At 72.1% G+C, this 23,347-nt stretch carries 23 protein-coding genes and 1 pseudogene; 12 read left to right on the forward strand and 12 right to left on the reverse strand.

The genetic code is table 11. The features are described 5' to 3' along the window. Positions 1-100: 100 nt before the first annotated feature. Positions 101-745 carry an LAETG motif-containing sortase-dependent surface protein gene (locus tag E6R18_RS06930; protein WP_136315960.1) on the forward strand — a complete coding sequence of 215 codons (645 nt, stop codon included), beginning with the start codon at positions 101-103 and terminating at the stop codon, positions 743-745. 88 nt (positions 746-833) lie between these two features. On the opposite strand, the gene E6R18_RS06935 is transcribed toward E6R18_RS06930, so the two are convergent. Further along, positions 834-3,020 carry a SpoIIE family protein phosphatase gene (locus tag E6R18_RS06935; RefSeq protein ID WP_136315961.1) on the reverse strand — a complete coding sequence of 729 codons (2,187 nt, stop codon included), beginning with the start codon at positions 3,018-3,020 and terminating at the stop codon, positions 834-836. A 208-nt stretch (positions 3,021-3,228) separates the two neighbouring features. Between E6R18_RS06935 and E6R18_RS06940 the strand changes: the two genes are divergently transcribed. Continuing rightward, positions 3,229-4,299, forward strand: coding sequence for an enoyl-CoA hydratase/isomerase family protein (locus E6R18_RS06940; RefSeq protein WP_136315962.1), 1,071 nt, complete (start codon positions 3,229-3,231; stop codon positions 4,297-4,299). 45 nt (positions 4,300-4,344) lie between these two features. On the opposite strand, the gene E6R18_RS06945 is transcribed toward E6R18_RS06940, so the two are convergent. From E6R18_RS06945 to E6R18_RS06955, 3 genes are all read right to left on the reverse strand, one after another. Then, a complete protein-coding gene (locus E6R18_RS06945) occupies positions 4,345-4,572 on the reverse strand; it encodes a hypothetical protein (protein ID WP_136315963.1) in 228 nt (75 codons plus the stop codon). A gap of 88 nt (positions 4,573-4,660) precedes the next feature. After that, on the reverse strand, positions 4,661-5,152 hold the full coding sequence (locus E6R18_RS06950) for a hypothetical protein (RefSeq protein ID WP_136315964.1): 492 nt from the start codon (positions 5,150-5,152) through the stop codon (positions 4,661-4,663). A gap of 86 nt (positions 5,153-5,238) precedes the next feature. Beyond that, on the reverse strand, positions 5,239-6,615 hold the full coding sequence (locus E6R18_RS06955; RefSeq protein WP_206308230.1) for an FAD-linked oxidase C-terminal domain-containing protein: 1,377 nt from the start codon (positions 6,613-6,615) through the stop codon (positions 5,239-5,241). A gap of 141 nt (positions 6,616-6,756) precedes the next feature. On the opposite strand from E6R18_RS06955, the gene E6R18_RS06960 reads away from it, so the two are divergent. After that, a complete protein-coding gene (locus tag E6R18_RS06960) occupies positions 6,757-7,593 on the forward strand; it encodes a pentapeptide repeat-containing protein (protein ID WP_136315966.1) in 837 nt (278 codons plus the stop codon). A 4-nt stretch (positions 7,594-7,597) separates the two neighbouring features. On the opposite strand, the gene E6R18_RS06965 is transcribed toward E6R18_RS06960, so the two are convergent. After that, on the reverse strand, positions 7,598-8,104 hold the full coding sequence (locus tag E6R18_RS06965; RefSeq protein WP_136315967.1) for an SRPBCC family protein: 507 nt from the start codon (positions 8,102-8,104) through the stop codon (positions 7,598-7,600). A 220-nt stretch (positions 8,105-8,324) separates the two neighbouring features. On the opposite strand from E6R18_RS06965, the gene E6R18_RS06970 reads away from it, so the two are divergent. Genes E6R18_RS06970 through E6R18_RS06980 form a run of 3 tightly spaced genes read left to right on the forward strand, consistent with a single transcriptional unit; the run spans position 8,325 to position 10,947 of the window. Next, entirely contained in the window at positions 8,325-9,704 is a 1,380-nt protein-coding gene (locus E6R18_RS06970) for a radical SAM protein (RefSeq protein WP_136315968.1), read from the forward strand. Beyond that, positions 9,701-10,384 (forward strand): hypothetical protein, encoded by a 684-nt coding sequence (locus E6R18_RS06975; RefSeq protein WP_240799615.1) that lies wholly within the window; start codon positions 9,701-9,703, stop codon positions 10,382-10,384. The genes E6R18_RS06970 and E6R18_RS06975 overlap by 4 nt, the downstream gene beginning before the upstream one ends. An 11-nt stretch (positions 10,385-10,395) precedes the next feature. Continuing rightward, positions 10,396-10,947 carry a glycoside hydrolase family 25 protein gene (locus tag E6R18_RS06980; RefSeq protein ID WP_136315969.1) on the forward strand — a complete coding sequence of 184 codons (552 nt, stop codon included), beginning with the start codon at positions 10,396-10,398 and terminating at the stop codon, positions 10,945-10,947. Between the two features lie 15 nt (positions 10,948-10,962). Here the strand turns inward: E6R18_RS06980 and E6R18_RS34695 are convergent. Continuing rightward, positions 10,963-11,085 (reverse strand): annotated as a pseudogene (locus E6R18_RS34695) (glyoxalase/bleomycin resistance/extradiol dioxygenase family protein); the annotation flags it as partial. Positions 11,086-11,090: 5 nt separating this feature from the next. Here E6R18_RS34695 and E6R18_RS06990 point away from each other — a divergent pair. The 3 genes from E6R18_RS06990 to E6R18_RS07000 all read left to right on the forward strand — a co-directional run bounded on the left by E6R18_RS06990 (position 11,091) and on the right by E6R18_RS07000 (position 13,288). Next, positions 11,091-11,336, forward strand: a complete 246-nt coding sequence (locus E6R18_RS06990; RefSeq protein ID WP_240799616.1) for a hypothetical protein — start codon at positions 11,091-11,093, stop codon at positions 11,334-11,336. A 35-nt stretch (positions 11,337-11,371) separates the two neighbouring features. Beyond that, on the forward strand, positions 11,372-11,641 hold the full coding sequence (locus tag E6R18_RS06995; protein WP_136315970.1) for a hypothetical protein: 270 nt from the start codon (positions 11,372-11,374) through the stop codon (positions 11,639-11,641). A gap of 138 nt (positions 11,642-11,779) precedes the next feature. Continuing rightward, entirely contained in the window at positions 11,780-13,288 is a 1,509-nt protein-coding gene (locus tag E6R18_RS07000) for a carboxylesterase family protein (RefSeq protein ID WP_136315971.1), read from the forward strand. Between the two features lie 25 nt (positions 13,289-13,313). Here E6R18_RS07000 and E6R18_RS07005 read toward each other — a convergent pair whose 3' ends face one another. Beyond that, a complete protein-coding gene (locus tag E6R18_RS07005) occupies positions 13,314-14,309 on the reverse strand; it encodes a hypothetical protein (RefSeq protein ID WP_136316053.1) in 996 nt (331 codons plus the stop codon). Positions 14,310-14,621: 312 nt separating this feature from the next. On the opposite strand from E6R18_RS07005, the gene E6R18_RS07010 reads away from it, so the two are divergent. Then, complete coding sequence (locus tag E6R18_RS07010; RefSeq protein WP_206308231.1) at positions 14,622-15,788, forward strand: S1 family peptidase; 1,167 nt, start codon at positions 14,622-14,624, stop codon at positions 15,786-15,788. Between the two features lie 163 nt (positions 15,789-15,951). After that, complete coding sequence (locus tag E6R18_RS07015; RefSeq protein WP_136315973.1) at positions 15,952-16,239, forward strand: DUF2087 domain-containing protein; 288 nt, start codon at positions 15,952-15,954, stop codon at positions 16,237-16,239. Positions 16,240-16,290: 51 nt separating this feature from the next. Here E6R18_RS07015 and E6R18_RS07020 read toward each other — a convergent pair whose 3' ends face one another. The 3 genes from E6R18_RS07020 to E6R18_RS07035 all read right to left on the reverse strand — a co-directional run bounded on the left by E6R18_RS07020 (position 16,291) and on the right by E6R18_RS07035 (position 20,683). Beyond that, positions 16,291-17,340: a PhlD gene (locus E6R18_RS07020; protein WP_136315974.1), complete on the reverse strand. Its 1,050-nt coding sequence runs from the start codon at positions 17,338-17,340 to the stop codon at positions 16,291-16,293. A gap of 112 nt (positions 17,341-17,452) precedes the next feature. After that, entirely contained in the window at positions 17,453-18,283 is an 831-nt protein-coding gene (locus E6R18_RS07025; protein WP_136315975.1) for a helix-turn-helix domain-containing protein, read from the reverse strand. Positions 18,284-18,928: 645 nt separating this feature from the next. Further along, a complete protein-coding gene (locus tag E6R18_RS07035; protein ID WP_136315976.1) occupies positions 18,929-20,683 on the reverse strand; it encodes a ricin-type beta-trefoil lectin domain protein in 1,755 nt (584 codons plus the stop codon). A 403-nt stretch (positions 20,684-21,086) separates the two neighbouring features. Between E6R18_RS07035 and E6R18_RS07040 the strand changes: the two genes are divergently transcribed. After that, the gene (locus E6R18_RS07040) at positions 21,087-21,290 is read left to right on the forward strand and encodes a cold-shock protein (RefSeq protein WP_018552900.1); all 204 of its coding nucleotides are present in this window, start codon (positions 21,087-21,089) and stop codon (positions 21,288-21,290) included. Positions 21,291-21,366: 76 nt separating this feature from the next. Here E6R18_RS07040 and E6R18_RS07045 read toward each other — a convergent pair whose 3' ends face one another. Both E6R18_RS07045 and E6R18_RS07050 read right to left on the reverse strand, forming a co-directional pair. Continuing rightward, the gene (locus E6R18_RS07045; RefSeq protein ID WP_136315977.1) at positions 21,367-22,008 is read right to left on the reverse strand and encodes a hypothetical protein; all 642 of its coding nucleotides are present in this window, start codon (positions 22,006-22,008) and stop codon (positions 21,367-21,369) included. 160 nt (positions 22,009-22,168) lie between these two features. Further along, a complete protein-coding gene (locus E6R18_RS07050; RefSeq protein ID WP_136315978.1) occupies positions 22,169-22,981 on the reverse strand; it encodes a methyltransferase domain-containing protein in 813 nt (270 codons plus the stop codon). Between the last annotated feature and the right edge of the window lie 366 nt (positions 22,982-23,347).

The raw sequence follows: 23,347 nt of genomic DNA on the forward strand, positions 1-23,347 counted from the left end.
CAGAATCGGTTGTGGGGCGGGTGCACACGTCGGGGACGGGGGCAGTACTGTGCGCTCCACCGCCCATTCGGGCGATGAAACATCTGCGGAGGAAAAATCCATGACCATACCCAGGAGATCGTGGCGGGCTGCGGGAACACTCGCCGCCGCCGCGGTTGTCGGTCTGTCCGGCGCGGTCCTCACCGCCGGTCCGGCCGCAGCTCACACCCCCACCTGGGACGTGACCTGTGACGAAGTCAGCCTGCACCTGACTCAGTACAACGCCGATGTCACCAACGAGGTGACCGTCACCGTCGACGGCAAGGACCTGCTGCCGACGGAGAAGTTCGGCGAGGGTTTCGAGAAGAAGATCGCGCTCCCGGAGCACGACCAGCCCCTGACGGTGCGCTTGGTCGTCAAGGCCGGTGACGGCGACCGGTACTCGAAGACCGACGCCAAGCAGGCGCCGGTGTGCGAGGACAGCACCCCGACCTCGACCCCGCCGTCGACGCCCACGCCGACTCCGACCGAGACGAAGCCGTCCGAGACGCCGACCACGTCGTCTCCCACCCCGACCGACACGCCGAGCGAGTCCGCTTCGCCGTCTGCGCCCGCCGCAGCCACGCCGAGCCCGAGCTCGCCGGATCTGGCCGAGACCGGTTCTTCGTCCGCCACGCCGATCATCGGTGGCGCGGCTGTTGCCGTGCTGCTGGCCGGCGGCGGCATCATGTGGTCCGTGCGCAAGCGCCGTACCGCGCAGCACTGACGCAGTCCGGCCGGCCGGACGCGCACAGCGCCCGGCCGGCCGGGCGAGGGGCGTAGCGCATCACGCAAGGCGTGATGCGCTACGCCCCTCACTGCTGTCGGCGGCCCCCGGCCCCCGGCCCTCTGCACGGGTCGTCCTTCAACGGCTCCGCGACGCTTCGGTGTATGGGAGGGGAGGTGGGCGGCGCCGCCGGGCCGATCTCGCACCAGACCGCCTTGCCCTCGCCCCGGGGTTCGATGCCCCACCGCGTGGCGACGGCGTCCAGCAGCAGCAGTCCGCGGCCCGAGGTCGCGGTCTCGCCCGGCGACCGGCGCCGCGGCCACGCACTGGAGCGGTCCTGCACCGAAAGCCGCACCCGGCGTACCGGCTCGGGCAGCACCTCCAGGGTGAGGACGGCGCCGCCCTCCGTATGCAGCAGCACGTTCACCAGCAGTTCGCCGGTCACCAGCTCCGCATCGTCGGCGAGTTCGGCCATCGCCCAGTCGGTCAGGGCCTGGCGCACGATCGTCCGCGCCTCGGAGAGCCCTTCCGGGTCCGCCTGGTGGACGTACTGGTGCAGCCTCGGTGCCCGGGGCGAGCCCGGGTCGGGGCTCCGGCGCAGCACCAGCAGGGCGACGTCGTCACCCGAACCCCAGCGTTCCCAGAGCCGGTCCGACAGATGGTCGGCCAGCGCCTCGGCACCCGCCGGTCCCGCGCTGACCTCGGTGATCAGGGTGCGCACCCCGGCGTCGATGTCGGCGCCCGGCTCCTCCACCAGCCCGTCGGTGTACAGGACCAGGGTCTCGCCCGGCACCAGGTCGAGCCGGGTCTCCGGGTACTCCTCGTCACCGAAGTCCGTCGAGATGCCCAGCGGCATGCCTCCGCGCACCTGCGGGCTGCCGACCCGGCCGTCCATGTGCCGGATCAGGGGCCCGAAGTGACCGGCCCGCACCACCCGTACGGTCCCGGTCCCCAGATCGACCTGGGCGTAGGTGCACGTGGCGAACCGGTCCGTGTCCAGTTCGGCGAGGAACCGCGAGGCCCGGGCCAGCACCGTCGACGGCGGGTGCCCCTCGGCGGCGTACGCGCGCAGCGCGATCCGGAGCTGGCCCATGATCGCGGCCGCGTGCGTGTCATGGCCCTGGACGTCACCCACCACGATCCCGAAGCGGTCCTTCGGCAGCGCGATCACGTCGTACCAGTCGCCACCGACCTGGCGGCCGCTCCACGCCGCGTGGTAGCGCACGGCGATCTCGCCGCCCTCGATGTCGTGGATGCGGCGCGGCAGCATCGCCGACTGGAGTCCGGTGGCGAACTCGCGCTCCTCGTCGAACAGCGTGGCCCGCTGGAGGGACTGGGCGACGATCGCCGCCAGCCCCAGGCAGAGAATGCGTTCGTCGGGGTTGAAGGCGGTGCGCTCGCGGTAGAAGAGGGCGAGCCCACCGAGCGACCGCGCCTGCGCGACCAGCGGAAGATAGGCCGCCGCCTGGAACTTCATCCGCCCCACGTACGGCTCCAGCATCGGGTAGCGCCGCGTCAGCGCCGCCAGGGAGCTCACGAACCGCGGCCGCCCGCTCAGCACGGTGTCGGCCAGTGGGAGCTTCGGGTCGAGGCGGCCCGACCCCAGCTCGTCGATGGCCTCCAGGGACTCGCCGCTCACCGCAATGACGTTCAGCGCCGCATTGTCCAGCAGGCCGAGCGCCAGCCCGTCCGCGCCCAGCCGCGCGAGCCCCCCGGGCCCCGTCAGGGCCGCGGTCACGTCGTCCACCGTGACCGCCCGCGAGAGAGCACTCGTTGTTCGTTCAACGATGTCGGTCTGCCGTTGGTGGCGCTTTTCCAGTTCCAGCACGAAGGCCGAATGGGTGACCTCGGCCGTCGCGTCCCGCACCAGACCGATCACCCGGCGCGCCTTCCCGCCCTCGCTGCGCAGGATGCGGCCCTGCACATGGGTCCACTGGTCGCGGCCGTCATCGAGCGCAATCCGGAAGTGGACGCTGTACGAGCTGTCGCCGTCCTTCAGCGCGTCGTCCGTCGCCACCCCGAGCCGGATGCGCTCCCCGGGCTCCAGCCGCTCCGCCAGGACCTCCGGCCGCCCGTCGTACGAGGCCGGGTCCACGCCGAAGACCAGCAGGCCCGCCTCGTCGATGTCCATCGTCCCGGCATCGAGATCCCACTCGAAACTGCCGGTCCGGTTCAGGGCGAGCCGCTCCGCCGTGCCGGTCTCGCAGGCCGGCGTCTTGCCGGCCGGCCTGCCGGGCGGGCCGGGAATGATCGGCGGCCGGTTCTGATCGGTCATTCCAGCTCCGAGGATCGTCCGGCGGGTCTGCCGTACGGCGTGCCTCAATTGTCCGGCCGGTTCGGTACGCCTGCCACAGCGGAGACCGCCCCGCACTGCGCGTCGGAGCCCCCTCGTACCTCGTCCGCGGGGCGCCGCGCACAATGGCAGCGGAAGATCGTCCGTGACCCGCGGACGGTACGGCACGAGGGCTGAGCGGAGCGCACGCATGAACCACGAGGATCCCGTCCTGCTGCATACCGAGGGACGCGTCCGCCACCTCACGCTCAACCGGCCCCGCGCCCTGAACGCGCTGAACCACGCCATGGTGCTGCGCCTGGCCGAAGCGCTCGACGCGGCGGAGCACGACCCGGCCGTCACCGCGGTCCTGCTCACCGGCGCTGGGGAGCGGGGCCTGTGCGCGGGCGGCGACATCCGCGCCGTCCGCGACGACGCGCTGGCCGGCGGCCGCGCCTCACTGGACTTCTGGCGCGACGAATACCTGCTCAACGCCCGGATCGCCCGCTTCCCCAAGCCGTACATCGCGCTCATGGACGGCATCGTGATGGGCGGCGGCATCGGAGTCTCCGCCCACGGCTCCGTCCGGATCGTCACCGAGCGCTCCCGCATCGCGATGCCGGAGACCGGAATCGGATTCGTCCCGGACGTCGGCGGAACGTACCTGCTGGGGACCGCGCCCGGCGAACTCGGTACCCACCTGGCACTCACCGGCGAGACGATCGGCGCCGCGGACGCGCTGCTCTGCGGCCTCGCCGACCACTTCGTGCCCGCACAGGGGCTCGCCGCCCTCGTGGCCGGTCTCGGCGCCTGCACCACGCCCGAGGAGGTCAGCGCGACCACCGAGCGGCACGCCCGCCCCGCACCCGGCGGCGTGCTGGCCGCCCACCGCGACTGGATCGACTCCTGCTACGCGGCGGACACGGTCGAGGAGATCGTCGACCGCCTCGCCGGCCACGGCGCCCCCGAGGCCAAGGAAGCGGCGGACACCATCCTGGCCAAGGCGCCCACCTCGCTCAAGGTGACCCTCGAAGCCGTCCGCCGGGCACGGCGCATCGGCGGCCTCGAAGCGGTGCTCGACCAGGAGTACCGCGTCTCGACCGCCGCCTTCGCCGGGCCCGACCTGGTGGAGGGCGTACGGGCGCAGATCGTGGACAAGGACCGCACCCCCCGGTGGGACCCGGCCGAGCTCTCCCGGGTCACCGACGAGGACGTCGCCCGCCACTTCGCACCCCTCGGCGACCGCGAACTCGGCCTCGCCCCGGCGCCGGAAGCCGGCTGACGCCGAAGCGGAGGCCCCACCGCCGGGCCCGTCGTGGCGAACGGCTCAGTGACCGCTGCCCGACAGGCTCGGCCGGAGCGACGAGATCAGGTCGAAGAACCGGGTCTCGTTGCCCGAGAGCCCCGCGCGCCTGAGCGCCCCGTCGGCCTCCTCGATCGGTGAGGCGAGCAACGGCAGGTACAGCGGGGCGTCCTGCGGATCGGAGAGGACCGCCCGGGTCGCCTCCAGTAAACGGACATAGGCTTGCGCCGCGGCGAGTTCGTCCTTGCGCATCTCAGCATCTCCCGGTCAGAGGTGTCGGACCCACAAGCATCCCCCACGGGTCTGACAGTGACCCCCGGCCGCGGGCGCGGCACGGCTTCTATCGGCCGTCCGGCCGACCTCCGCCCGCCGGCGGCTCGACCTCCAGGAACCGGCGGCCGCGCGGCCCCCGGTACAGCAGCGCCGTCCAGCCCAACTCCCGCAGGACCGCCGCGCACCGGGTCAGCTCGCCCTCCTCCTCGTACGCGGCCCCGCTGCCGGACGGACCCGGCCACTCCACCCGCACCGTGTCCGGCGAGGACCCGGCCGCCACCCGGTACCCCTTGGCGGTGCGCCGCCCTGACGGGTCGACGGCCGAAGCGGGCAGCCCCGCCGCCTCCAGCGCCAGGGCAACGGCCCGTACCGGCCGGTGCAGTTCCCACGGGGCCGGTACGGACTCCGGGTCGGCACGGTCCGCGTTCGTCAGGCGCCTGATCTGGAGCAGCCCGGCGAACGCGGTCCGCACCGAAGCGGCGCGCGCCCGCTCAGGTCCGGGGTCCGGCGGGCCGTCCCCCGTGGCCGGTTCGAAGCCGCTGTCCGCCTCGGCGCCCATCCGCATCCCCTCCGCCGTACCGTCCTGCCGCCAGTGTGCGCCGCCCCACCGACAACGGGCCGGTCGCCCCACCGACAGCGGGCCGGTCAGGGCCGGGCCGCCCCGAGAACCTTGCCGGGATTGAGGATGCCGTGCGGATCGAGCGCCGCCTTCACCGCGTGGTGCATGGCGAGCACGGCGGGGCCGAGCTCCTTGTCCATGCCGCGCATCTTCAGCAGCCCCACCCCGTGCTCACCCGTGACCGTGCCGCCGAGCGCGATCGCGTCGTCCAGGATGTCCTCGAAGGCCGACTGGGCGCGGGACCGGGCCGCCTCGTCACCCGGAGGCGTGATGATGAGGGGGTGGAGGTTGCCGTCGCCCGCGTGCGCGATGTTGGCCACCAGGATGTCGTGCCGGGCGGCCGTCCGCTCGATCCGGGCCAGCATCTCGGGGACAGCGGTGCGCGGCACGCAGACGTCCTCGGTGAGGACCGGACCCAGCCGCTCCAGCGCCGGATAGGCCAGGCGCCGCGCCTGGAACAGCGCGTCCGCCTCCTGCTGGTCCGTGGAGACCGCCGCCCAGGTCGCCGCGGCGCGTTCGAAGCAGTCGCGGATCAGCTCGGCCTCGGCGTCGCCCTCGGCCCCCGGCGTGTCGATCCGGCCGAGCAGCACCACGTCCGCGTCGGCGGACAGCCCCATCTTCTTCCAGGCGTCCACAGCGGCGAGACAGTGCCGGTCCACCAGTTCCAGCGCCGACGGGATGACCCCGCAGGCCGTCACCGCGCTCACGGCCTCGCCCGCCGCGACCACCGACGAGAAGTACCCGGCCACCGTCCGCTCCTGGAGCCGGGCCGGACGCAGCCGCACCGTGATCTCCGTGATGACCCCGAGCGTGCCCTCCGAACCCACCATCAGCCCGGCCAGATCGTATCCGGCCACGCCCTTCGCGGTGCGGCGGCCGAGCGACACGACCTCGCCGAGGCCGTTGACGACCTCAAGACCGAGCACGTAGTCGCGCGTCACGCCGTACTTGACGCAGCACATCCCGCCGGCGTTGGTCGCCACGTTCCCGCCGATGGTCGACCAGGGGGAACTGGCCGGGTCCGGCGGGTACCACAGACCGTGCTCCGCGCTCGCCGCCCGCAGGTCGTCGTTGACCACACCCGGCTGCACGACCGCCAGCCGCTCCGCGCGGTCGATGGAGACGACACGGTTCATGTCCTCGAAGGACAGCACGATCGACCCGTCCACGGCGTTCGCACCGCCGGACAGACCCGTGCCCGCGCCGCGCGGGACCAGAGGAACGCCATGGGCCAGGCAGTGGCGCACCACGTCCTGGACCTCGGCGGTGCTCTGCGGCCGCACCACGGCCATCGGAGTCCCGTACGGAGCCCACTCGGCCTCGTCGTGCTGGTAGCGGCCCAGGCCCGCCGGATCGGTCAGCACCCGCTGGGCCGGAATGCTGTCGACTGGTGCGTTCGCCACGAGAGTGGCCACCTCCCACATTGGATGTACTACCCACCATCATTGCGCGCAGGCCGCCGCCCCGCGGACCGGGCCCTGTGCGCGGAGTCGATAGGCTCCGGTACCGCCCACGAACCCCGCGTCCCGGAGGATCCACGTACCGTGCCCGACAACGACCGCCCGGACGGACGCGGCCGTGCCGCCCTGCGCGCCGACTGCGGGAACTGCTTCGCGCTGTGCTGCGTCGCGCTGACCCTGACCCGGTCCGCCGACTTCGGCCTCGACAAGGCCGCCGGCACGCCCTGCCGCAACCTCCGGGACGACTTCCGCTGCGGCATCCACACCCGGCTGCGCACCGAGGGCTTCCCCGGCTGCACCGTGTACGACTGCTTCGGGGCCGGTCAGAAGGTGTCGCAGGAGACCTTCGGCGGGCGGGACTGGCGCGGCGCCCCGGAGACCGCGCAGCAGATGTTCCAGGTCTTCCCGGTCGTCCGGCAGCTCCACGAACTGCTGTGGTATCTCACCGAGGCGGCCACCCTGGCACCGGCCCGCTCGTTGCGCGGCGAGATACGGCGCACCCTGGAGGCGACCGAACGCCTCACCCGCCTCGAACCCGCAGCCCTCGCGGACCTCGACGTCGCGGCGCACCGGGGCGAGGTCGCCGTCCTGCTGGCGCGTGCCGGCGAGCTCGTGCGCGCCACCGTGCCCGGCCGCAAGAAGCGCAGCCACCGAGGCGGCGACCTCATCGGCGCCCGGCTCAAGGGGGCCGATCTGCGGGGCGCCGATCTGCGCGGCGCCTACCTCATCGCGGCGGACCTCAGCGGCGCCGACCTCCGCCTGGCCGACCTCATCGGCGCGGACTTCCGGGACGCGGACCTGTCGGGCGCCGACCTGACCGGGGCGCTCTTCCTGACACAGGCCCAGGTGAACGCCGCCCGGGGGAGTGGCGCCACCCGGCTCCCGCCGTCGCTCGGCCGCCCCGCGCACTGGGCGGACTGACCGGTCAGACGTCGGGGGCCTCCAGCGCCGCCTTGAGGCGTTCGAGCGTGGTGCGGATGTTGCGGCGCTGGAAGGCGGCGAAGGTGTGCCCCCTGGTGGCCACCCGGTCGAAGGCGTTGGCCACGGCATCGGGCCAGGCCCGGCGGTCGTCGGTCCAGGTCTCCGTGACCCGGGTGCCGCCGTCCACGGCTTCGAACCGGTACTCCCACGTGGCGATGGGCCCGCGCAGCAACGGCCGCCGGGCACCGATCGCGTGGACCCGGAAGGCGAACCGGCGGCCCGGATCGGCCGCCGTGACCGTGCACCGCGTCGTCCAGCTCACCGGACCACGCTTGTTGCGGCCGTCGAAGACCATGCCGACGTACGCCTCGCCGCGTTCCCCCAGCACCCGCGCGCCTCGGTTCTCCGGACTCCAGCGGCCCATCGCCGTGGGATCGCTCAAGCGGTCGTACACGTCGGACGGATCGGCGAGCACGACGATGCTGTCCGACACGGACATGGTGCGGGGCATGGGGCACTTCCGTTCCGCGGCCGGCTGCGGTCACCACCGGGCGTCGGGCCGGCCGCACGGCCGACGGGCTCCCGCACCCACACCTTACTGACCGGTCACATAGGATCCGGCGGCGGGGAGTGACGCATCCGGCAGCCGGAACGAGAACGCCCCGCGGCCGTGGTTCGTTGCACAGACGTCGCACCCGGAACACCGCCGAGACCGACCGAGGAGCCCGCACATGCCCAGCCGTACCGACCCCAGCCGCACCGAGCCCGCAGACGCGGACGCCGGCCGCACCCGTCTGATCGAGCGGCTGATGGAGCAGTTCCCGCACGTGCCGCGGGAAGCCGTCATCAAGGAGGACCTGCTGCGCGGCGGCCTCGCCTTCGACGAGTCCGCGCTCAGCGACAACGAGGACGGCGACGTCAAGCCGAAGTCCTACTTCATCTTCTCCTTCGACCACGGCACCCTGCCCGAGCTGGGCGCGGCCGCGCTGCGCCGCCCGCCGGAGGAGATCGTGCTCACCGGAGGGCCGTACGACCTGCGGCGCACCGTCGTCTCGGTCCGGGTGAACCCGGCATCCCCCTACCGGGTCGCGGCGGACGACGACGGCGTGCTCGGGCTCTACCTCGACGGCAGGCGGATCTGCGACGTGGGCCTTCCCCCCATGCCGGACTACTACCGGCACACCCTTGCCAACGGGAAGTCCGTCATGGAGGTCGCCCCGACCATCCAGTGGGGCTATCTCGTCTACCTCACCGTCTTCCGGGTCTGCCAGTACTTCGGCGCGAAGGAGGAGTGCCAGTACTGCGACATCAACCACAACTGGCGCCAGCACAAGGCGGCGGGCCGCCCGTACACCGGGGTGAAGCCCGTCGAGGAGGTCCTGGAGGCGCTCGCCGTCATCGACCGGTACGACACGGCGAAGACCTCCACCGCGTACACCCTCACCGGCGGCGCCATCACCTCGCACATCGGCGGACGGGACGAGGCGGACTTCTACGGCCAGTACGCCAAAGCCATCGAGGAGCGTTTCCCGGGCCGCTGGATCGGCAAGGTCGTCGCCCAGGCCCTGCCCAAGGCCGACGTCCAGCGGTTCCACGACTACGGGGTGAAGATCTACCACCCCAACTACGAGGTGTGGGACCGTCGGCTGTTCGAGCTGTACTGCCCCGGCAAGGAGCGCTACGTCGGCCGCGACGAGTGGCACCGCCGCATCCTGGACTCCGCCGACGTATTCGGCGCCCGCAACGTCATCCCCAACTTCGTCGCCGGTGTGGAGATGGCCGAGCCGTTCGGGTTCACCACGGTGAAGGAGGCCATCGACTCCACCACCGAGGGCCTGCGCTTCTTCATGTCTCACGGCATCACCCCGCGCTTCACCACCTGGTGCCCCGAGCCGACGACCCCGCTCGGCAAGACCAACCCGGACGGTGCGCCGCTGGAGTACCACATCCGGCTGCTGGAGGCGTACCGCGCGACGATGGAGGAGTACGGGCTCAGCTCGCCCCCCGGCTACGGCCCGCCCGGAGCGGGCCAGGCCGTGTTCTCCGTCAGCTCCTTCATGGACAGCCTGCCGGCCGTCCCGCAGGACAAGGACGCCGCCGGGGGGCGGTGAGCGGGAGACGTGCCTACGCCTGCGGGGGCGCGGCCTCGGCGCCGAGTTCGCGCACCGTCACCGACACGGCCCGCATCGCGGACGTCGTGGCGGACACCGTGCTCGGGTACGGGCGGATCGACGTGGTCGTCGACAACGCCGCCACCGGGCCCGTCGGCGCGGTGGACGAGACCAGCAACCGCGAGGGCGCCCCGCACCGGAGCAAGGCCCTTATCGTCGAACCGGGCTCGTTCCGTACGGGATTCGCCGGGGGCGGCGCCCTGCGGCAGCCCGCACCCCTGGACGCGTACGGGGAGACCGTGGGCCCGGTCCGCAGCGGCCTCCCGGAGTCGGACGGCGAGCAGGAGGGCGACCCGGGCAAGGCCGCGGCGGCGATCCTGACCGCGCCGGCCGCCGGCGACACCCCGCCGCCGCTGCCGCTCGGCAACGACGCGACGGACGCCGTGCTCGGCGCCCTCGACGCCGGCCGCACCGAAGTCCTCGCTGGGAGAAGGTCAGCCGTAGTACCGGCTTCGACGGCTGACGGCGTCCGAAGGATCATGGGCGCGCGCTGTCCCGCGCGTGTGTGCCGGAGCGTGCGCCCCGGCACACACGCGCATTCGCGCTTCCCGCGGGGCCGCGGTGCGGGTGGGAGGCGGAAGAGGGGGGAAGCTAACCGGAACAGTGCTAGTCATTTGTAAAGGCGGTGCCCATGCTGCACGGTGTCGATGTCAGCGCCCACCAGTCCTCCTTCGACGTGGACGGGCTGGATTTCGTCTTCATCAAAGCCACCGAGGGCCGTTCCTACGTCAATCCACGCCTGACCGACCAGACCAAACGGGCCCGCGACGCCGACTGCGTCGTCGGCTTCTACCACTTCCTGTGGCCGGGGAACATCGCCGCGCAGGCGGAGTACTTCGTGAGCAAGGCCCCCGAGAAGGCGGGCGACCTGCTCGCCGTGGACTGGGAGCAGAACGGCGAGGGCACCCGCGCGAGCAACGCCGAGAAGGACAGCTTCATCCGCGAGGTGAAACGCCTGCGGCCGCACCACCGCGTCCTGCTCTACTGCAACCGCTACTTCTGGCTGAACCACGACACCACGTCCTACGCCGGGGACGGGCTCTGGATCGCCGACTACGTGACCGCGGGAAAGCCGCGCGTCAAGGCGTCCTGGCGCATCCACCAGCACACCGACCAGCCGCTCGACAAGGACGTCGCGAACTTCTCCTCGCGCTCCGCCCTGCGCACCTGGGCGCGGAAGTGACCCCAGGCGCACCGGTCAGTAGGACTGCAGCTCGACGAGGTGGCCCTCCGGGTCACGCACGTGGGCGGTGCGCAACCCCGCGCCCCATTCCGGCCGGTCGCACGCGGGTGCGACCGGCTCGGCGCCGTGCGCGAGGCAAGATCGTGGACGAGCTCGGAGCGGCGGGCCTGGTGGAGCGGGCCCGCGACACCGCCGACCGGCGGCGGGTCATGGTCACCGTCACCTCCGAGGGCCGCGCCCTGCTCGAAGCTCTCAAGGCCGATGCGCGGTCGGTGCAGGAAGAGGTGCTGGCACCGCTGACCGCCCGTGAAAGGGCCCGGCTGACCGCGCTGTTGCGCCGCGTGCACGACGGGATGCGGGGCAGCGAGGGGGCGCGGCCAGGTCGTTGACCCGATCGGCGCGCCGCGTGCGGCAGACTTCCGGGGTGACCACACCCGCGGCCCAGCCGCCTCGTGACCGTGCGCTCGGGCGCGGCATCTCCACCCTCATCCCGCAGGCCGCGACCGCCTCACCGGCCGAACAGGCGGCAGCCGTGCTGACGGCCATGCGCACCGTTCCGGTACGCGTCGGTGTGCTCCAAGCTGCTGTGGTGCTGCTGGAGGAACGGGTACGGGCCACGGGCGACGAGGCGGAACGGGCCGCGGCGGCGACCACCGTGGCCATGCTCCGCAGCGCCATCGGCCAGGCAGGCTGACCCGGCTCCCTTCGGCCTCCACACAACCGCGAGGTCGTGAGTCCCGCGTATTGCGTTCGCGCCGGGGCCGGTCGGCACGTCATCCTGAGCACCGCCTCCGACCGGGGGCGGAAAGCGAAGGGCAGCAGCGAAGCCTTGATGAGCAGTGTGTACGACACGGCATGCGGGCAGGTGCGCGGGCGGGCCCCGGTGCGGGACGTCGTCGCCGTCCTCGCAATCCCTTACGCCGAGCCCCCGTTCGGCGAGAACCGCTTCCGGGCGCCCCGGCCCCGCGCCCCCTGGCCCGGGGTCCGCGACTGTACCGATTTCGGCCCCGTCGCGCCGCAGTCGGCCGAACTGCCGGGCGCCCCGTCCTGGGCGCCCGGCGACGAGGACGTCCTGAGCGTCAACGTCTGGACCCCGGCTCGGGCAGCCGGCCCCTTGCCGGTGCTGGTCTGGATCCACGGCGGCGCCTACACCTTCGGGTCCGGCGCACAGCCCGACTTCGACGGTACGGCGCTCGCCCGCGCCGGCCTGGTCGTCGTCACCCTCAACTACCGCCTCGGCTTCGAGGGCTTCGGCCACGTCCCGGCCGACAGCACGGACGCCTGCCCGCCCAACCGGGGCCTGCTCGACCAGATCGCCGCTCTCGAATGGGTCCGCGACAACATCGCCGCGTTCGGCGGGGCGCCGGACAACGTGACCGTGGCGGGGCAGTCGGCCGGCGCCACGTCCGTGGTCTGCCTGATGGCGATGGAGGGCGCCCGGGGCCTCTTCCGGCGCGCGATCGCACACAGCGCGGTCGGCCCCTGCTTCGCCCCGGAGCTCGCCGAGCGTGTCACGGCGCGGGTGGCCGCCGAGGCGGGGGCGCCCGCGACCGGCGCCGCACTGGCCGCCACGTCCCCGCGGGCGCTGGTGCGGGCGACCGACGCCGTCGTCGAGGCGTACCGGAGGGAACCGCACTCCGGCGCCCTGCACTGGGACCCGGTGATCTACGGCCCGGTCGTCGACGGGCACCTCCTGCGCGACGATCCCCTGGCCCTGATCGCCGCCGGCGCCGCCCCGGACATCGACCTGCTCGTCTGCCACACGACCGAGGAGTACTGGCTGATGGACGCCGTCGGCAGCAGCGCCGACGTCGCCACGGCCGAGCGGCTCCAGCGCTTCGCGTCCGACTTCGGCCTGCCCGGCTCGCTGCTCGGCGGGTACCGCGCGCTCTTGCCCGGTGCTTCCCCCTACGACCTCCACCTCGCGGTCTACGGGGACCTGATGTTCGGCGAGTACAGCAGCCGGCTCGCCGACGCGCACGCCCGGGCCGGCGGCCGCGCCTTCCTGTCCCGGTTCGACCGGAGGCGCGGGGGAGGGCGGTCGGCGGTGCGCGCCTGGCACTGCGCGGACGTGCCCTTCGCCTTCGGGAACCTGGACGAGGCGAGCGTTCGGTTCCTTATCGGCGGCCCGCCGACGCCCGAGGACCGCCGCCTCGCGGACCGGATGACCGCGGCCTGGGCCGGCTTCGCGGCCGACGGTGAGCCGGGCTGGCAGCCGGGCAGCGAACACGTCCGGACGTGGGGTACGCCGGACGCCTCGGCGCCGCCGGGCCACTGGCGGGACAGCGCGGCGGTCCGCGCGCTGTGGAGCACGTACGCCTACCGTCCCGCCCTCACCTGACGCGGGGCGCGCCGGCGTAGCGGGCTCACATCGGGGGCAGTTGCAGCGGCCCGCGACCCTCGCGCACCCTGCCGACGTGCCGCAGCTCGCCCAGCGGCTCGCCGTGCAGGTCCGCGGTCACCAGCACGGCCTGATCACCCAGGCACGACTTGTCGCCGTCCGGCTCCTCGCAGTACAGCACGTAACCGGTGACCCGGTCGACGGTCCCGGGCTCCAGGCGCCACACCCAGTCGTAGTCGCTCACCTGCACCCGGGGGTGGGCCGCCCGGAGCCGGGACCTGACGGCGCTGTGCACGGCCTCGGTGAACTTCTCCCGCGCCTCGAACGGCCGGACGATCCTGGCACTGCCCGAACCGGGGTCGATGCGTCCGTCCGTCGCCGCGTAGCCCACCGAGTAGTAGTTGTGCGAGCTCAGGGCCGCCAGCAAGGAGGTCGCGCCCAGCCGCATCGCCGTCGGCTGGGACTTCTTGCCCGTGGGCCGGCCCTCGGCGACGGACGGCGAGGCCAGGTTGACCGAAGCGCCCTTCACCTCGGTCCCCTCCTTTCCGCTGCCCGCCTGCTCCTTCCACTGCCGCACGCAGGAGCCGATGTCCTTGAGCAGAGCGGTCACCGAGGCGTTGGTGGGGGAGGCGACGATCCAGGGGGCTCCGGTGGACGGCTCGATCGCGATCACCTCGTGGCCGCAGCGCCGGAACGTGTCGACCAGGACCCGCAGCGCGGCAGCTTCACTCCGCCCGCGCTCCACCGCGTCGTCCATGACACCCCGGCACTCGTGGGTGTTGCACGTGCCCGCGTCGGCATCCACCCGCATCCGGACCACGGCGTCGGGATCGTCGGTCATCGCGAAGGTGATCTCCGAACCGCCCGCGTGCGGGATCAGTTTGTGCGCCTCGATCACCTTGAGAACGCCCGGGTAGTAGGTGCCGGCCAGCTTCTCCGCGAACCGGCGGTCCTCCTTCGTGCTGACCACCCCGCACCCCGTGAGCGCCAGTGCCAGCGCGCCCGCCAGCACGCCGGCCACCCCTGCTCCGGCCTTGCGCGTTCTCGACGTTCCACCCATGTGCGCCCCGCCCCCGCTTCGTACTCCGGCACGCCCCTGCGCCCGGACCTGCTCGTTCATCTGATGTGACGGTAGGACGGGGGCGGGGGCGGGGGATGAGTACGCCTACTCATCGGGAGGACCGTACGGCCACCCATGTCATTGGCATGGACCTGCTAACACCTCTTCCGCTACAGTCCGGAACGGCACACTCTGAGAGCGCTCTCAGACGAGACGCCTCGGACGCCTGCTGTTCCTCCCCCACCCAGCCGGAACAACAGAAGGGCCAAGACCTTGAGACGCACCACAGCCTTGAGAACCGCACTGTCCGTCGTACTCCTCGTAGGAGCCTGGGCCGGTGCCGGATTCCCCTCGGCCTCCGCCGCGGACACCCCCGCCGCACCCTCCAGCACCGCCGCCGACACCGCACCGGCGTCCGACGGCCTGCTCGCCGCCATGCAGAAGGACCTCGGCCTGACGGAGAGTCAGGCCAGGGCGCGGCTCTCCGCAGAGAAGACCGCCACCGCGCTCCAGCCGAAGGCGCGCCACGCCGCCGGGGCGTCGTACGGCGGATCGTGGTTCGACCCGGCGACGGGCGACCTCACGGTCGCCGTCACCAGCGACAAGCAGGCGGACGCGGTACGGGCGACGGGCGCCGCCGTGCGGCTGGTGACCCACACCGAGCAGCGCCTCGACTCGGTCAAGGCGCGACTCGACAAGCTCGACGCGCCGGCGGGTGTCAGCAGCTGGCACGTCGACCCGCGCGCCAACAAGGTCGTCATCGACGTCGCCGCGTCCAAGCGGTCTGACAACGATGTCCAGAAGTTCATCGAGCGGGCCGAGAAGACCGGGCCCGTCACCGTCGAGCAGACCGCCGAGGCGCCCCGCACCTTCTCGGCGGGGACCGTGGGCGGCGACCCGTACTACACCGGCAACGTGCGCTGCTCCATCGGCTTCTCCGTCTACGGCGGCTTCGTCACGGCCGGCCACTGCGGCCAGGCCGGCGCCGGGGTCAGCGGCTGGGACGGCTCCGCGATAGGCAACTTCCAGGGCTCCTCGTTCCCCGGCGACGACTACGCGTGGGTCAGCGTCGGCAACGGCTGGTGGACCGTCCCCGTGGTCCTCGGCTGGGGCACGGTCTCCGACCAGCTCGTGCGGGGCTCCAACGTGGCCCCCATCGGCGCGTCGATCTGCCGCTCCGGCTCCACCTCGCACTGGCACTGCGGAAACGTGCTGGCCACCAACGAGACGGTCAACTACAGCCAGGGCGCGGTCTACGAGATGACGAAGACCAGCGTCTGCGCCGAACCCGGCGACTCGGGCGGTTCGTTCATCAGCGGTGACCAGGCCCAGGGCGTCACCTCCGGCGGATGGGGGAACTGCGCCTCGGGCGGTGAGACCTGGCACCAGCCGATCAACGAGATCCTGAACCGGTACGGGCTGACGCTCCACACGGCCTGACCGCAGCAGCACCGGGCCGGGGGCCTGCCGAGCGGGAAGGCAGGCCCCCGTGCCCGTGCGTGCCGGGCCGTCAGGCGAGCCCGAGGCCCGTTGGACGGCCCCCGTCCCACAGCCGACGGAAACGCGTTGCCGCGAAGACGGCCGCCCTGTCAGGCTCGGTGCCATGTCCGACCAGCAGACCGGCACCGGCCACAGCGTCCACGCCCTCTTCTCTGACGGCCGTCTCACGGCGATCCCGCGCAAGGCGGCCCGCCGCGAGCAACTCCTCGTCCACCTCACCCAATCGCTGTTCGAGCCCGAGCGCAGCTATACGGAACGCGAGGTCAACGAGGCGCTGCGCACCGTCCACGACGACTGCGCCGCGCTGCGCCGCTACCTGGTCATCGGCGGACTGCTGGGCCGGACCAAGGACGGCACCAGCTACCGGCGGCTGCCGCGCCCGGTGGCCTGACCGGCAACGGCCGCAGGTCCCCGCGCCGCCGACCGCTTCCGGGCCGGCCGCTCAGGCGGTCCATGTGCCGCGCAGGGCAGCGGTGGCGAACCCCGGCCCGTACGCGACCATGACCCCGGTGGCCCCGTCCCGCGGGGGCTCGGCATGGGTGCGTTCGAGGATCCGGAGTACGGAGACGGCGCCGAGGTTGCCCTCGTCCGAGAGCGTGGCGGTGGAGTGACGGGTGTCGTGGGCGTCGAGACCGAGCGCCCTCGCGGTGTCGCTGATGATGCGGGCGCTGCCGGGGTGGACGACGCCGAAGCCGACGGGGGTCCGACCGAGCCAGTCCAGCAGATCCGGCAGCACGTCGTCGGCGGCGCTCAGCGCTTCCTTGGTGCTGTCGAAGTGGAATCCGGTGTGGTCGACGCGGCCGGCGTAGCGGGTGAGGCTGTGCGGCAGGACGTGCTCGTAGGTGTCGGCCGGGGAATCGACGCGGAAACCGGGCCCCAGGGGTGCGCCGGTGACGAGGGTGGCGGCCGCGCTGTCCCCGAACAGCGCTTTGTAGATCATGTGCTCGACGGCGTCGTCCTCATGGCTGTAGACGGCGGAGATCACCTCCGCGGCGACGACGAGGACGGTCGAGCCGGGTCTCGCGGTCACCATGTCGACCGCCCGGATCAGTGCCTGGGCGCCACCCGCGCATGCCAACGATGTCAGAGCGATCCGCCGGACACCGGGCCGCAGCCCGAGACGGTCCAGGAGATGGACGTCCATGCTCGGGACGGCCCACCCCGTCGAGTGCGTCGTGATGATGGCGTCCACGGCGCCGGGGCCGAGGCCGTACGCGCCGAGGACGCCGTGCGCAGCCTGCTCCGCCATGGCCACCGCGTCGCCGAAGGCCGCGGTGGACCGGGCCGCGATGCCCGCGTTCCCCGACACCGTCGGCGCGCCCAGCGGCCGGGTGAAGTACCTGCTGCGGACACCGGTGTTGCTCACGATGCGGAGGATCGCGGCGAGCCGGGGGTGGTCGGGGTGGTGCGCGCCGATGTCGTCGGCTATTTCCCCGGTGGTGATCTTGTAGGCGGGGAACACAGTGGTGGGGCGGGCTATGTAGGCGGGCACGACATCCTCCGGCAGGCACGTTGCGGCGGCGTTGTGGGGGCGGAGCACAACCTAAGCCACCAGAGACCGCGTTGCCCTGATCAGAGCACTGCGGGAGCCCGGAGGGAAGACCTCAGAGGGCGCGCAGGGCCGGAGTCCGGGAGTGGGCGCGCCGTGCCCCGGCATGGAAGACGAGAACGATCAGTCGCGCGCCGGGGGCGGCCATGGGCTGTGCCGCGCACATCGTCACCCAGCCCGGACCGTCGACGGCATGGCGAATGGGCCGTTCGTCGCCGTCCGGATGGATGTGCGCGCCGCCCGAGTCCCAGATCGGTGCGCACTTCGGATCGGCCAGGACGTCCTTCTCGATCCGGCGGAGCACCTCGTCGTCGGGCCGGCTGGAGAGTGCCGCCCGGAGCTGCGGCACGACCAGGGGGGCCCATGCCCTCTCCCAGTCGATGAGCATGGCGCGCCCCTGGGGTTCGAGCAGCATCCACCGCATCGTGTTCGTCGGAACCCGTCCGCCGGGGAACAGGCGGGCGAACTCGCTGTTGTACGCGATGAGTTCCCACGAGGCGTCGGTGATGTACGCCGGATGGGTCATGCCCTCGACGGCCTCCTGCCACACACCGGGTACCTCCTTGCCCGAGTGGGAGGTGAGCGGCCCGGGCGGGTCGCCTATCCCGGCGTACCGGCACAGCGACACCCACTCCTGCTCGTTGAGGGCGAAGAGCATCGCGACGTCACGGAGGAAGCCGGTGTCCGGCCTCGGCCAGGCTCCGGACTCGAGGCGGCGGTACGTGCCGGGTGTCCGGTGCAGGAGCTGGTCGACCTGATGCTGCGACAGTCCGGGCGCGCGGCGCCCCTGGCCGGACGAACGGTGAAAACCGTGCCCTGTGGGGTCGATCAGTGCACGACGGACTTTCAGAAGCGTCCGCAGTGCTGCCTTGTCGGTGTTGGTCATGCGATCAAATCCCCCGCGTCAGAGCCACGTTGCGCGGGCGTGAGCCTAATTGGCGCGACGTGGCTTAGCGCTAAAAACTGGACGTAGAAAACAGTCTGTTTACCTTCCATGCTGGACGGCGTGAGGCACTGGCCTGCGGCTCTTCGAAGCAGTCGGCCCGCGCCTGACGTGCGGACTTCCTGCTGTCCTCTCCTGGCAGTGCTTGCAGCGGGAATTCCGTGTCCGTTCAGAACGGTGGCGGGAAGGGCTTGACCAGCAGACCGTATTTCGCCCCTGCGGGGGCCGGACTTCGTGAGACGGTCCGCTGATCTGGCTCTTTCCGTCACTCACCTCGATCTCCCGGACCGAGGCGGGGCGGATCCCGGTGCGGTCGGCAGCCCCCCTGCCGACCGCACCTTCTTCATGCCCCGGCGACACCGCTCCATTCGCGCGAGCCATGCCCCGCCGTCGCGGCATCCGCCCGGATGGCGCTCGCCGGTGACGCCGACTTCCCGGCCGACCGCGTCCACGCGCACACCACCGCCCCCGAACTACGGGCGCTGACCTGCGGCGGGGACTACTCCCGGGCGACCGGCTACGACGGTGACGTCGTCTACGCCCGGCTCACGGCCACCCGCCGAGCAGCCCTGCCGCCTTCGCCCCGGGTTACTCGGCCAGGGCCCAGATCTGGTTCTGCTGGTTGGGGCGGGAGTTGGCGCAGGTATCGACGATCAGGAGGTTGCCGTCGGTGGTCACGGAGGCGTACGCGTCGAGACAGCGCCCGGGCAGCCCGGTGTTCTTCAGGAACCCGTTGCGCTCGTAGGACCACTTCTGGGTGGCGCTGCCGTCGCAGGGGTTGAGGACGGCCCGGTAGCCGGTGTACGTGCCGTCCCCGCCGCGCGCGGCGTCCAGGCACCGGCCCAGGGTCCGGACGGTGCCGTCGCTGGGCAGGGTCCAGCGCTGGTTGGCGCCCGCGTTGCAGTGGTAGAGGACGACCGGGTTGCCGGCCGCCGTGCCCGCGCCGCTGTCGTCGGCGCACTTGCCGCCGATGCCGGTGATCTGACCGGTCGGCTGCTGGCCGGTGCAGCCCGCGCCCGGGGTGACGCGGAAGACGGCCGTGCCGTGCGGGGGCAGGGTCGCGCCGATCGTGGACGTGGTCCCGGTGTCTCCGGTCCAGAGGTTCTTGACCGATGCGGAGCAGGCCGCGCCGCCGAGGAAGCCGACCGCGGACAGGGTGGTGCTCGCGGGGACGGCCGACGTGCCGCGGTTGAGGAGCGCTACGGCACGGTCGCCGTTGGCCAGGGGACGGGCGAGTACGTCGACGGTGCCGTCCCGGGAGACGACACCGGCCTGCCTGCCGAGCGGGTCCTGGTCGATGGCGATGATGTCGGTGTTGCCGAGGGTGGCGAGCGAGTCGGTGCTGAGCGAGGCGACGTCCGTGCTCAGGATCAGGGGTGAGGCCATCATCGCCCAGAGGGCGAACTGGGACCGGGACTCCTCGGCGGTCAGTCCGTCACCGGTGATGAGGAAGTCCGGGTCGTTCCAGCTGCCGGGGGCCGCGTAGCGCGACAGGAGCGAGTTGTAGCCGTACTGCGTCATGACTCCGGCGCCGTTGCTGTTCTTGTCCCACGCGGATCCGCCGCCGTTGCGCATCTTGACGTCGTAGCCCTCGCGCCAGAGCTGCCCGGTCTTCGAGGCGCCGTCGATCACGTCGTACCAGTCGGAGAGGTCGGACGCGCCGATGGAGAAATAGGCGGGCGACGACTCGGAGAACACCATGTCGCGCCCCGAGGCATTGGCCTTCATCGCGGCGGCGAAGTCGCCGTAGGCGTTGACGTACCCGTCGGCGTCGGAGGCGGACGACGGCATGTTGCAGCCGTCGAGCTTGATGTAGTCGACGCCCCAGGAGGCGAAGAGGTCGACGTCCTGCTGAAAGTGACCCCAGCTGCCCGGGTAGCCGCCGCAGGTCGCCGTGCCGATGTCGCTGTAGATGCCGAACCGCAGGCCCATCTCGTGGAGCCGGGTTCCGATGTACGCCATGCCTGCCGGGAACTTCGCGGCATCGGCCACGAGGTTGCCGGCGGCGTCGCGCGAGGTGGTGGTCCAGCAGTCGTCGATGGTGACGGTGTCGTAGCCCTTGGCCGCGAGGCCGGTGTCCACCAGGGCTTGTGCCTGTTGAAGGATGAGTTGCTGGGTCGGCCCCTGGTCCCCGCGGTTCGGGGTGTTGGTGCCGCATCCGTAGCGCGCCCAGTTGTTGAAGCCCATGGGTGGTGTGAGGGCCAGGGCGTTGCCGTTCGGGCTGGTGGCCGTGGGGGATGCCTGCGCGGTGGGGGCGATCAGGGCCCCCGAGAGTGCGACGGTGGCGGCCACGGCCGCGAGGGCCGTACGCAGCCCGCGGGACCGGTGTGTTCTCTCCGACATGAACCACAACTCCTGACTCTGAAAGTGGGCATGACAAGCGTGTTGGCTCAGTGCAGTGCATGGGCTCGATGCTGTCAATAGATGCTCAAAAGCCTGGCTGTGCAAGCAACTTCATGCACTACCGGTGTTCGGCGCGGTAGCGCATGCCTGGGTCCGCCCGCGCGGTTCACCGGGCGGCGGCCGGGCCGGGCGCGGCCCCGTCAGCGCCTTCCTCCACACCCGGCGCGACGCGAACTCGTTGCTCTCTGGTGGAGAGCGGTTTCGCCATGTAGCGTCACTGCCGGAAGTCGTGGTTCGCCGAACCCGCCCGTGCTCCGGCGCGGGCGCCTTGCTGTGCAGGGTGGACCACGACACCACTGGGACCGCGTGGTGCGGATCCCGATATCGACTGAGAGGCACCGGCATGGCCAGCGGAACCGTCAAGTGGTTCAACGCCGAAAAGGGTTTCGGCTTCATCCAGCAGGACGGCGGCGGGCCGGACGTCTTCGCGCACTACTCGAACATCAACGCCACCGGCTTCCGTGAGCTCCAGGAGGGCCAGGCGGTGACCTTCGACATCACCCAGGGCCAGAAGGGTCCGCAGGCCGAGAACATCACGGCCGCCTGACACCACGGCTCAACCGTCCGGCCCCCTCGGAGCACGGCTCCGAGGGGGCCGGACGCGTGAAACGGCCTCGGCCCGCTCAGCCGGCCGCCGTCGCCTCCTCCCGTGCCGGCCGGTCGGCGGTCTGCGCGGTCGTCGCCGGTCCGGACACCGTGTACATGGCCGCCCCCTTCTGGATCCCCTTGGCTACGGCGCCCCGCTTGACCATGGTTTCCAGGGTGTTGCGCACCACCTGCACCGAGGTCCCGCGCTCCGGGTGCGCCTTCTCCAGGTCCGCGTGCACCTCGCGTGCCAACCGCGGCTCACCCACCGGCATCAGTGCGCGGATGAGCTCGCGCAGGGGAGCGTCCGCCGCGGCGGACGCCTTCTTGCCGGTCCTTCCGGCTGAAACGGCTGAAACGGCTGAAACGGACGGAACCTTCGCGCGCCTGGCAGGGCGGGGTTTCGGGACGGCCTTGACGGCGGGGGCCTCCTCGCCCACCGCCGCCGCGCCGGCCTTCGGGGCGGCGTGCGACCGGCCGGGAGCGGTCGCACCGGACAGCGTGGTCTGCATGCCCGTCAGCCAGCTCTCGTCCTTCTTCCGTTGCTCCAGGCGCGCCTGCAGTTCCGCGATCCGCGCGGTGAGCTCTTCCTGCTCCGAGCGGTTGGCGGCGAGATCGGCGGCCAACCGCTCGGCATACACCCTCTGTACGCTCTGCGACGCGCTGTCTGTGTTCTTCACGATGGTTCACGCTCCTTGGGCTGGGGGGTTTGCCGCCGGTACGCGGGCAGCTGCCCGGATCTGCGGCATGTGTCCATTCACCACGAGGCGCGACGCGTCGGACGGAGATTGCGGTCAAGGTCCAGCCGAAGGGATGAACGCTCCGCACTCCCCGTAGGCGTTACGGGTTCCGCGGGCGGCGCCCCCACGCGGAGATCATCGGTGCGGTGGCCAGGTCGAGGCGCCCCGTCGCGACGTTCGCAAGGTGGCGGTCGATCTCCTCGTCGGTGGCCAGCCCCGCCTTCACCAGACGGCCGCGGATCTGCCGCACCGTCGCCGCCTCCAGGACCGTGCACGCCGGAGAGGTGATCGGGAAGTACGCGTCGGCCCGGACGTCCTCCAGCCCCGCTTCGCGCAGCAGCCTGGGCAGGGTCCGCCCGTACGCGAGGTCCGCGCCCCGCTCGGCCATCAGGGACCGGAAGCCCGCACGCAGCCGGTTGGCCAGCCGCTGCCCGGGGCCGGACTCGTCCGGGCACAGCAGCGGCTGCAGCCCGGGGTCGGCGTCCTCCAGGAGCAGCACGCCACCCGGTCGCAGCGCCCGGACCATCCGGCGCAGCGCCTCGGCGCGGTCCGCGACATGGACCAGGACGAGCCGTGCGTGGACGAGGTCGAAACCGCCGCCCGGCGGAGGGTCGGCGGCAACGTCGTGCGCCAGTACCTCGATGACGCCGTCGGCGACGTCCTTGGTCCAGGACACGTCGATGTCGGTGGCGACCACCGCCCCGGCCGGGCCGACGCGCTCGGCCAGTCCCAGGGGAACGGACGGGCCGCCGGCACCGACCTCCCAGCACCGCATGCCGGCACCGATCCCGAGCGCGTCGACATGCCGGAACGTCACCGGATCGAAGAGCTCGCTCAGGGCGCCGAAGCGGACCCCCGCCTCGGTCTGCCGGTTGTCCAGCAGATAGCCGTGTTCCGGGTCGTTCTCAGTCATGGGGTGATTCTGGCAGAAGCGGCGCGGGGCGCCTGAGCGTGCGCGGCGGTCTCGCGGTCCCGGGCCGCGAGACCGGCACGCCAACAGCCGTCCGTGCGCGGACCGTTGACAAAAACGTCACCTGCTAGAAACCTGTCACCGCAGCACCGCAAAATATTGACCGGATCACTCAAAAATCCAGGTAATGAGCGTGAGTTTCCGGCAGGCGTGGTTGTCCCGCTCCTGTCGGCGTCCCCGATCGTCCCCACGGTGTACCGGAGGTCCGCGCCCGGCCCACGTCTTCCGCAGGGCGCGTCACGCGTCGCGCGGACGGTGACGCCTGCCCGCGGCCGCCCGGTCCCGCGGCCCACGGAACAAGAGGACAAC

This window comes from Streptomyces sp. A1277, assembly GCF_004795015.1.
Taxonomy (GTDB): Bacteria; Actinomycetota; Actinomycetes; order Streptomycetales; family Streptomycetaceae; genus Streptomyces.